At 40.7% G+C, this 9,152-nt stretch carries 11 protein-coding genes; 8 read left to right on the top strand and 3 right to left on the bottom strand.

Features of this window, described 5'->3' with window-relative positions; genetic code table 11:
• Positions 1 to 203: 203 nt before the first annotated feature.
• On the bottom strand, positions 204 to 1,187 hold the full coding sequence (locus tag EJP82_RS20140; protein ID WP_170220249.1) for a toll/interleukin-1 receptor domain-containing protein: 984 nt from the start codon (positions 1,185 to 1,187) through the stop codon (positions 204 to 206).
• Between the two features lie 391 nt (positions 1,188 to 1,578).
• Between EJP82_RS20140 and EJP82_RS20135 the strand changes: the two genes are divergently transcribed.
• Complete coding sequence (locus EJP82_RS20135; RefSeq protein WP_127193862.1) at positions 1,579 to 2,547, top strand: bile acid:sodium symporter family protein; 969 nt, start codon at positions 1,579 to 1,581, stop codon at positions 2,545 to 2,547.
• A gap of 70 nt (positions 2,548 to 2,617) precedes the next feature.
• Here the strand turns inward: EJP82_RS20135 and EJP82_RS20130 are convergent, their stop codons facing one another.
• Positions 2,618 to 3,352, bottom strand: a complete 735-nt coding sequence (locus EJP82_RS20130) for an aldo/keto reductase (protein ID WP_341189271.1) — start codon at positions 3,350 to 3,352, stop codon at positions 2,618 to 2,620.
• Positions 3,353 to 3,935: 583 nt separating this feature from the next.
• On the opposite strand from EJP82_RS20130, the gene EJP82_RS20125 reads away from it, so the two are divergent.
• The 7 genes from EJP82_RS20125 (at position 3,936) to EJP82_RS28500 (ending at position 7,356) form a co-directional block, all read left to right on the top strand.
• Positions 3,936 to 4,355, top strand: a complete 420-nt coding sequence (locus tag EJP82_RS20125; RefSeq protein WP_127193861.1) for a bacteriohemerythrin — start codon at positions 3,936 to 3,938, stop codon at positions 4,353 to 4,355.
• Complete coding sequence (locus tag EJP82_RS20120) at positions 4,352 to 4,807, top strand: chemotaxis protein CheX (protein WP_127193860.1); 456 nt, start codon at positions 4,352 to 4,354, stop codon at positions 4,805 to 4,807. Before EJP82_RS20125 ends, EJP82_RS20120 begins: the two co-directional genes overlap by 4 nt.
• A 339-nt stretch (positions 4,808 to 5,146) precedes the next feature.
• The gene (locus EJP82_RS20115; RefSeq protein WP_127193859.1) at positions 5,147 to 5,719 is read left to right on the top strand and encodes a TetR/AcrR family transcriptional regulator; all 573 of its coding nucleotides are present in this window, start codon (positions 5,147 to 5,149) and stop codon (positions 5,717 to 5,719) included.
• Between the two features lie 45 nt (positions 5,720 to 5,764).
• The gene (locus tag EJP82_RS20110; RefSeq protein WP_127193858.1) at positions 5,765 to 6,115 is read left to right on the top strand and encodes an Asp23/Gls24 family envelope stress response protein; all 351 of its coding nucleotides are present in this window, start codon (positions 5,765 to 5,767) and stop codon (positions 6,113 to 6,115) included.
• 50 nt (positions 6,116 to 6,165) lie between these two features.
• Positions 6,166 to 6,303, top strand: coding sequence for a hypothetical protein (locus EJP82_RS28505; protein ID WP_246054317.1), 138 nt, complete (start codon positions 6,166 to 6,168; stop codon positions 6,301 to 6,303).
• 607 nt (positions 6,304 to 6,910) lie between these two features.
• A complete protein-coding gene (locus EJP82_RS20100; RefSeq protein WP_127193857.1) occupies positions 6,911 to 7,201 on the top strand; it encodes an acetate and sugar kinases/Hsc70/actin family protein in 291 nt (96 codons plus the stop codon).
• 17 nt (positions 7,202 to 7,218) lie between these two features.
• Positions 7,219 to 7,356 carry an RbsD/FucU family protein gene (locus tag EJP82_RS28500; RefSeq protein ID WP_246054315.1) on the top strand — a complete coding sequence of 46 codons (138 nt, stop codon included), beginning with the start codon at positions 7,219 to 7,221 and terminating at the stop codon, positions 7,354 to 7,356.
• A gap of 902 nt (positions 7,357 to 8,258) precedes the next feature.
• Here EJP82_RS28500 and EJP82_RS20085 read toward each other — a convergent pair.
• The gene (locus EJP82_RS20085) at positions 8,259 to 9,149 is read right to left on the bottom strand and encodes a glycoside hydrolase family 43 protein (protein WP_246054313.1); all 891 of its coding nucleotides are present in this window, start codon (positions 9,147 to 9,149) and stop codon (positions 8,259 to 8,261) included.
• Positions 9,150 to 9,152 lie beyond the last annotated feature (3 nt).

Raw genomic sequence — 9,152 nt, 5'->3', positions numbered from 1 at the left:
CCTAATAAAATAACCTGTCTAACTTTAGGGGGTCACTTCATAATTAAGTGGTTTTTCTTCATGGAAAAGGGTTTAATATCGACCACTTAAATCGTTAAAATCCTTATTTAATGCGGTCAAGAGGACTCGAACCTCAACGTCATTGCTGGCACTAGAACCCGAATCTAGCACGTCTGCCAATTCCACCAAACACTTTCCAGTGATTAATTCCATTGAAAGTTTGGATAGTTTGATTGGGTGATAACAAATAATTTTTCCCATCTTGTTTTTATTTCATTTACCAAATCTTTTAATTTTTCTGAATCCCTCTCATATTTATCATAGTTAGCATTCAATTGCATCCCTCCATAATGACCGCCGTAAAACACTAAATTATCTTCAAATTCATCTTTACCATAATCAAAGATTCCACTACCAAAAGATACAAATTCGTTAATTGATTTAAAAAAGTCTTCCTTTGCTTTTTGTAATAAAGGTAACCTAAATCTTTTGTCTGGTGCCGAGTATCGCTTTAGCGTTTTCTTAAAAGTCTTTAATTGCGACTCAGAATATATTCTCCTGTCTTCCAAAGTATTTATAAACTTGTAGACAGAATCACATGTGAACGTATCAGAAAATTCTTTTAGTATTTTCAAATCAGATTCAGAGGATAACGATTCAACTACTTCTTTTACCTGAGAACTCACTTCGTTTGAGTCTCCCTCAGATACATTTAACAACTCATTAATCTGAGCCAAAAAATTATTCCTTTTTCTTTCCCATATATTAGTATCCAATTCTTTTAACCCGAAAAATTCTAGTATCTTCGTTTTAAAAGAATTTATCTTTTCAGATACATTAATCTTGAATCCTTGACTCAAAGGCAAAACACCTTGAACATCTTTAAAATCAAATGGTGGTATTAAGATAGGTATATGTTTGCTGGATCGGACCCAAGTTGCACCTAGTTCGCACAAACTAACTGGACTATCAAAAAAATTAGATGACCATACAAATAGAACAAGCACATTTTCATTAAGTTCAGCTTTGATACGTTCTAAAAAATTCTCACCAAGTGGGATTCCATAAGGTTCATAAGATGTACAGAATATTTCTTCACTAGTGACCCCAATGCCTTCCAATAAATCTATTATAGGCAATATATACTCTGAGTCTTTACTTGAATGACTAATGAATATTTTTTTCAATATTTTACCTTCCTTCATATTAAGTTCATGAGTATTATCTAATTTTGTATGTAGGTGCGCTATTTCCTATGAGAAACTAATTAACCCCGACAAATACCTTCACTTTCAATCTCCATATGAAATTATCGGTGCTAACACTAGCGTACTAATTAATAGATCAAACTATTGTTTCCAGTAAAATCATACCATATATTCTTGTAATTGAATCGCATTTTCATTCTCAGTTCCTTTTGATTATTTTTTTCAAAAAGACGAGTATCACATACTGGATCTAGCGCGTCTGCGCAAAAGTAATAACAAGGTGCAGCGGTATGTCCGTTAAATCTCTTCCTTCTTTAGGATAAGCAGATATAATAGAAGCAGCCATAATTATAAAGGAAGTAATTTGAACATGCTTCGTACCTTGAATCAGCGGTTGAACCGTATCATGCCCCTGATCACTCCGGTCAGCATCATCGTCGGCGTGCTCTGCGGCAGTATCTTGTCTTCTTATACTTATCTGGCACCTTGGTTATTTGCCTTCATGACATTTGCCGGCAGCATCAGTCTCGGATTCAGGGATTTTTTGAAAGTGCTCAAAAAGCCCGTTCCGCTGATTATCTGTCTGTTTATCCTGCATTTAGCTATGCCGTTGATTGCGCTGGGTTTCGGCCATCTGACCTTTCCTGGAGATGCTTATACCATTACCGGGCTCATACTTGCCGCAGCCATACCAACCGGGGTAAGCAGCTTTGTCTGGGTCAGCATCTATAAGGGCAATATCGCCTTAACGCTATCTATTATCCTGATTGATACCATTCTGGCTCCATTCGCAGTACCCGGTATTCTCTCGCTGTTAATCGGAGAAAGTGTGCATCTGGATGCGGCAGCCATGATGAGTAGTCTATTCTGGATGATTGTTGTCCCTTCGCTACTGGGTATGCTGCTAAATGAATGGACCAAAGGCGGAGTTGCCCTCGTCTGGACCCAGAGACTGAACCCATTCTCCAAGCTGGCAATGGCTATGGTTGTTGCGATTAATGGCTCGGTCGTCGCCCCTTATCTCGCGAATTTCAATTTACGTTTAGCCGGTTTAGCAGTCGTAATTATTACGCTCGCCTCCACTGGCTATCTATTGAGCTACTGCATCTCCATTCTACTAGGCTGGACTGAAGCAGATCAGGTCGCCATTATATTTAATGGAGGCATGCGAAATATCAGCGCTGGAGCCGTTTTGGCGGTTTCCTATTTTCCCGCTCCAGTCGCTGTTCCTGTCGTGCTCGGAATGGTATTTCAGCAAATGCTAGCCTCCCTGGTCGGCTTCCTGCTCGGTCGACGTGCCAGGCTCAGAGAGCACATCGACACAGATTCCGCCGCCTGATCTATTAAGAATGTAGAGAGGAAAGAGCTATTGGAGGTTCTCCAATAGCTCTTTCTTATAACTTCGAATGCTAACGAATTAAGCGAGTAACCCATAAAAAAAGCTTGTTATTTGGATTGTTAAATCCTCTCTTGTTTCTTTCTAATGTGGATATTCTTTTCATTTCTTCGTCTGATAAGCTAAAATCAAAAATATCCATATTATTTTTCAGTCTTACTGGATTAATGGATTTCGGAATAACCGCGATGTCGCGTTGAATGCTCCACCTTAGCATGATTTGTGCCGTAGTTTTACCATTCATCTCGGCGATCTCTGTTAGCACTGGATGAGTAAATAACTGCTTATTCCCATGTCCGAAGGGCCCCCAAGCTACATGTTGTATGTTGTGCTTTACCAGATATTCATGGAGTTCATTTTGTTGAAAGAAAGGGTTCGTTTGAATTTGATTTACTGTAGGAATGATTGTTCCCTGTTTCATTACGTTTTCTAGATGATTCTGTTCAAAATTAGCCACACCAATTGCTCTGATTTTTCCTTCGTTATATAACTCCTCCATTACTCCCCAACTGTAAAGATAGTTCGTAGCTGGCCAATGGATCAAATAAAGATCAATATAATCGGTTTGCAGTTTTTTTAAGCTGACTTCAAAAGCTTGTTTTGTCTTTTTCCCCAAATCAGAACTCCATACTTTTGTTGTGATAAAGATATCACTTCTTTTTAGCCCTGATTTTTTTATCGCGTTGGCAATAAGCTCCTCATTATGATAGAAAGCCGCGGTATCTAAATGCCGATATCCATTTCTCAAAGCTCATATTAAAGCGTCTTCGTTTTCATTTTTAATTTTATAGACGCCTAGACCAATTTTTGGCATTAAAACACCATTATTCAACACGTAACTTTCCATTTGAAAATTCCCCCATTTTGTCGACTGTTTACTAAATTTAAACATTCTCTTAGGTTGTAACTCGTTATGATAAGCTAATCTGCATATTTGCGGTTTTTAGGATTTTTAAGCCAATAGTTTGCTATGGTTAAATCAGGTTTAAAGGCACGTTCTATAGGACTTTAACATTCACTAATTTCTTTCGTCAGACTTCTTAAGTGTTCATTAATATCCATATTTAGGTCTTTTGTTCAACCGTTGGATCTTTCGAACCATCTTAACACAAAATCAAAATCAATCATTCATTGGAAAAGAAAATCGAGACCTTTACACCTAATTACTTTTACAGTGGCACAAGCCTTTATCCAGCCAAATCTCTGTCTCCAAGCAAATCTGAAACCCGAGCTGACCGCAACAAAGTTCATAGTCCTTTTGTCGGGTTATGTCGTATAATGATGTTTGCCCTTTTATTTTTTACATAAAATGCCAAGGAGGAGACCTACTGATGATGTGGAAGGATAAGTATACGCTTGGCGTTGACTTGATCGACAAGCAGCATATGGAATTGTTTGAGCGGGTTGAAAGCTTTTTGCTCGTACTTCGCTCCAAAGAACCATGGGAGCTTAAGGTCGAGAAGGTGAAGGAAACGCTGGAATTTATGAAGGAATACGTAGTGAAGCATTTTCACGACGAAGAGTGCTACCAGAGAAAAGTAGGATACCCCGATTGTAATCGGCACTGCGAAATACATGCGGAATTTACCTCCGAGGTTCAAGAATTCGTGAAGTTGTTCGAGGAACAGGGCTATGAGGAACCTCTCGTACAAAAATTTGCAGGCAAACTGGTCGCCTGGCTGATCAACCACGTTGCCGCCACCGACCAGAAGATTGCCGATTATATCCACCGGCTGGAGGTGGAAGCATGACCGATTTTACCCATCCCTTTTTCATAGCAACGCAGGAGGTTTTTCGGCTGATGCTCGATCTGGACATTCAAGTCACGCCACCGGAGCAGCTTTCGGAGTTGAAAAATAGAGCCGTAAACGTCAGCATCGGCATCGTCGGCGATTTGGAAGGCAAGATAGATTACTACTTTCCCGAAAGCATGACTCTGGAAATTGTCCGCATCCTCTCCGGAATGGAGATGAACGAGCTGGACGATTTCGTCGCATCTGCCATCTCCGAGGTTGTCAACATCATCAGCGGCAATGCGATGACAGGCTTGTTCTCGGATCAGGTTCAATGCGATATCCAGCCCCCTTCAATCGAAGTTGCCGATACTTGCTCGAATCGGAACAAATCAGACAAGTTACTCACGCTTGAAACCAGCATCGGTCAGCTTCTCGTCGACATTCAGCTTGTAAAAAAGGTTGCATAACACAATAACGCCTCTCATAAGAGAGAGGTAAGAAACACCCTTTGGATATTAGTTTACCGAAAAGCCCGCGTCTTTTAGATGTAGGGTTTCTTTTTTTAATCACCTATTTCCATAACCTCCATTTATTGGTTTTAATAGACATTTTATATTATATCTCCATAATATCCTTAATAATTAAGAAGCTTTAATTTTCTTGAGTTCTTTGGGTGACATTATCACAGAAAAACAACATATCTTTTTACTCCTATTTGACTATTCTTAATAATTGACTTAAAATTCAAAAAAATGATAGTAAGTTCTATCAATTATTTATAATATCTATCAAAAAAAGGAGTTTCAATGAAGAAAGACATGACAACGATCAAGCAAGTGAGACTTAACAGCCTTCTGGATGTAGCTACCATGCTACTTATCGAAAAGCCAAACGCTTCCATGAACGAGATTGCTGATTGGGCAGGAATTGGTATTGCCACATTGCATCGATATGTTGAAAGCAGAGAGCAACTGATGATTCATCTGGGATTTCGGGCAATTGAAGTCGTAAGTGAAACCATGAAAGGAATTTCCTTGAACGAGGAGAACTATGAAAAATACATTCCAGAGTTGATTGAGGCACTTATTCCGTTAGGAGACAAGATTTATTTTCTTGCTCATGATGCATCCGTCAACTTTAACAAGGAAATTGAAGGAGCGGATCACGAGCTAAGGAAACCCGTATTGCATGTGATTGAAAGATTGCAACAGAAAGGTTATTTTCATCCAAATATCGATAAAGAATGGATCATTAATGTCCTCTACTCACTGCTATTTCTAACATGGCAGCAAGTGAGGAGCGGCAATATTGCGAAAAATTCCGCGGCAGCACTGGTAGTAAATACTTTTTACCATGGATTCAAAGCAACTGATTACTGATCACACTGGACTATAAAGAGGCGTACCATGCGAGGAGGAATCTACATGTTGATTCAAAACGTACTAGGGAGTATCGTGATTTCCAAAGATGCTATTTCTAAAATCATTGGCAAGACAACAACAGCAACAATGGGAATTGCTTCGATGTCATCAGGGGTCGTCAAAGGAATCACCAACAAGTTAAGTGGGAAAAGCCTGCAAAATGGCATTGAACTTCATATGACAGAATCAGGACTGGATGTTAATTTAAGCATTGTCATTCATTATGGAGCAAGAATATACGATGTATGCAGAGAATTACAAAGGAATGTTCGGAAATCCATTGAGAAGTATACAGGTCTATCTATTGGTATTATAAACGTCAAAGTACAAGGGATTTCCCTATCCGTTAATTAATCTCAGACAGCAATAAGTGACTGGAATAAATGATATGGGGTGTTAAGGAAATGAGCCAAATCTCTATTATGAAAGCAAATTCCAAATCGCTGGTGGGTGCTAAGCTGAATCAAATGGCTCTCGGTAGCGCAGCGAATACACTTGCCGAGTCTGAAAAAAACCTTAAAAAAAATATTATCATATCGTAAGTAAACTTTATTGGCCATAACATCTTTAATCTAAAGCAATCCTTTTCGACGTTTACCCTGAAAGAGGGACATGAAGACGAATTTCATAAAATTTGCTGAAGAACAAGCTTCCTTACACGGCTATGCCAAATGTTCCTTGACGGTAAGAAAAGACAATCATCTCGCAGCCAAATTGTATCATAGATTGGGATTTGAAATAACAGGAGAAATTAACAGGCCTGCTTTTTCATTGTATAGAATGGCCAAAATGGTAAAATGATCGATGTTCGATAGCCAAGCTCATCTCCCCATCGAAAGGTAGCTGGTCTTAAGCCTGCGCCTTTGTTGAATTAGCACAAAAACAAGTATTCTATTGTTGATTCTACTAATATGTCGTATTTTAAAACTAATATTGTTATGCAAAACACGAAATTGTAAGTTGAAATCGAATAATATGTTCACCAACTGAACGATGGGTGAGGAAGAAGCTAAGTTTTCTCTTGACGTTGCTGATGAGGCTTTCAAGACTGTAAAAGTAAATCACCCACAATTTGTTTAGACGCTTCGCTTTGAAAAAGGGACCGTCAGCAGCAGGCGATCCCTTTTTCAAATTATGAAAGCGTGATTCATGCTGCTCAAGAATATCACTGACCTGTGGCTACTGGCGACGCAGCGGGCCTATGCCGAAGCCGGCTGCGCCATCAACTTTAAAGAGATGGCTGCGCTGTCCAAAGCTGCCGGACCGGATTCGTCGCTTATCGACCCGAACGATCACTTATTCGGGCCCCCTGGCGATATGCCGGCGCGGATCGCGGAATACTGCCGTGACACCGGCCAGCCGGTTCCAGAATTGAACGGTGCTGTCATTCGCGTCATTCTGGACAGCCTGGCCGACTCTTATCGGGTCGCCGTTTCCTAGTTGGAACAGCTGACCGGGTGTGCCGTAACGCGGATTCATATGGTCGGCGCAGGAAGAGCGGTTCGATTAAAAGTGCCTCTGCAGTGGTCGTCACTGGGGAAGAGGCACTGTACGGCAATATTATATTGAAGAAAGACGTTATCGAAGCCGATTAATACCTGCAACACAAGCGGTCGTTATGGAACAATCCATAATGACCGCTTAGGCTGTTAAGATAACCTCGACAGCCTTCCTTATCAAGGATTTCCGCTTGCGCGGACCTTGCAAGCGGACCTTACAAACAGATATACGAACCTGACAGCAGCCGATAAGCTGAGAGAGCGAATTAAGCCGGGTTATATTACTCAACATTTTCCGCTCGTTCTGAAAAAACATAATTTACGGCTGATTTGGTTTCATGATCTTCGGCATAGTTGTACAAGCTTACTGCTGGCGAACGGTGCAGCTTAAAGGAAATTCAGACATGGCTAGGGCATAGCCATTATTCCACGACCGCCAACATTTATGTTTATCTTGAATACAGCTCAAAGATTTCTTCGGCTCAAGTAATGAGCAATACCTTGCAAATTCCGAGTATGCAAAAAGCTCCTGAATCTCTACAAGAGAAAATTCAAGAGCTCGTTTATTGTTAAATTGATGCGGTCAAGAGGACTCGAACCTCCACGTCATTGCTGACACTAGAACCTGAATCTTGGAATTGTGATTTTGACGCTTGCTCTATGTATCGGAATTTTCGTCTGTAAACCTAAACAGGACAAGAGGATTTAGCTGATGAACCAATTTTATTGTGATGCGTTCGAAACTTCCTTATTGTACCGATGTTAGAAGAAATGTTAGAAAGAAATACGAGTTAACGTGGCGTGTCCTGCAGTCTAATGTTATGATCAAACTATCAAATACTCGGGGAAGTTCAACTTGCAATGGCAAGAGGTTAGACCGTTATATCCTGATCGTTTCGTCAAATTTCAAATCACCCCGACTCTATTATAGAATCGGGGCAGGTTTGTAGTGTTTAGTATTTCTCGGTATTTTTTAAGGCATTAGGGCATATGGACGACTACCATTTATCCGTCATAATAACAGGTTTGATTTCACCAGCATCAATATGCATTTTATCGATACATAACATGCGATTGCCAGGCTCATTATCTCCGATGATCCTGCGATGGTAAACGATAAGCCATTCATCATTCTCGGGGAAATGCAAATATCCGTGATGACCAGGGCCATCCGCGATTGGCTCTTGCTTTTCCAGAATCGTACCCTTATTCTCGAATGGCCCCAGCGGATTATCACTTACGCCATACGCTACGCAATAGGTTCCATTCGTCCAGCCCCCCATCGACCACATGAAGTAATAAAGTCCATCCTTTTTTATCATACAAGGTCCTTCCACATATCCCTCCGGAGTAATGGAGAGGATGGTCTCCCCATTTTTGAACGGAACGAGCCCTGTCATATCATTATTCATCACGGCTACATTGCAATGGCTCCAGCCGCCATAATATAAATAGATCGAACCGTTATCGTCTTTGAAGAGATGAGCATCTATCGGTTGGGCATTGTGGATGAAACGGTCAATGATCGGTTTCCCGAGATAGCCTCTGTACGGGCCTTCTGGAGAATCCGCTACAGCGATCTCCAAGCCGCCAACCTCATCGTTACATTGAATATCGTTCGTCGCGAATACAAGGTAGTATTTTCCATTATGTTCAATATGAGTAGGTGCCCATACAGCTCTCCACACCCAAGGGAAATCTGACATTACAATGATACTTTCGTGTTTGTCCCAGCGGATGAGATCTTCTGAACTAAATGCGTCTAAATTCAGCTGCTTCGTATATTCCGTGTATGACCGAGTTGCATATACCCAATGCTTCCCTTCGTAAGTCCTTGCCTCTGGATCTGCATACCAACCTGGTACAAGGGGGTTCGTTATTCCTTTCAATGA

The organism is Paenibacillus anaericanus (genome assembly GCF_003994475.1).
Lineage (GTDB): Bacteria > Bacillota > Bacilli > Paenibacillales > Paenibacillaceae > Fontibacillus > Fontibacillus anaericanus.
Note: the sequence above shows the minus strand (reverse complement) of the source record. Positions and strands in the feature narration are given on the sequence as shown.

What these genes read in the sequence shown, in the direction of transcription:
- EJP82_RS20135 (WP_127193862.1), top strand. Translation starts at nt 1,579, where the DNA reads ATGCTTCGTACCTTGAATCAGCGGTTGAACCGTATCATGCCCCTGATC.
- EJP82_RS20125 (WP_127193861.1), top strand. Translation starts at nt 3,936, where the DNA reads ATGATGTGGAAGGATAAGTATACGCTTGGCGTTGACTTGATCGACAAG.
- EJP82_RS20120 (WP_127193860.1), top strand. Translation starts at nt 4,352, where the DNA reads ATGACCGATTTTACCCATCCCTTTTTCATAGCAACGCAGGAGGTTTTT.
- EJP82_RS20100 (WP_127193857.1), top strand. Translation starts at nt 6,911, where the DNA reads ATGCTGCTCAAGAATATCACTGACCTGTGGCTACTGGCGACGCAGCGG.
- EJP82_RS28505 (WP_246054317.1), top strand. Translation starts at nt 6,166, where the DNA reads ATGAGCCAAATCTCTATTATGAAAGCAAATTCCAAATCGCTGGTGGGT.
- EJP82_RS20110 (WP_127193858.1), top strand. Translation starts at nt 5,765, where the DNA reads ATGTTGATTCAAAACGTACTAGGGAGTATCGTGATTTCCAAAGATGCT.
- EJP82_RS20115 (WP_127193859.1), top strand. Translation starts at nt 5,147, where the DNA reads ATGAAGAAAGACATGACAACGATCAAGCAAGTGAGACTTAACAGCCTT.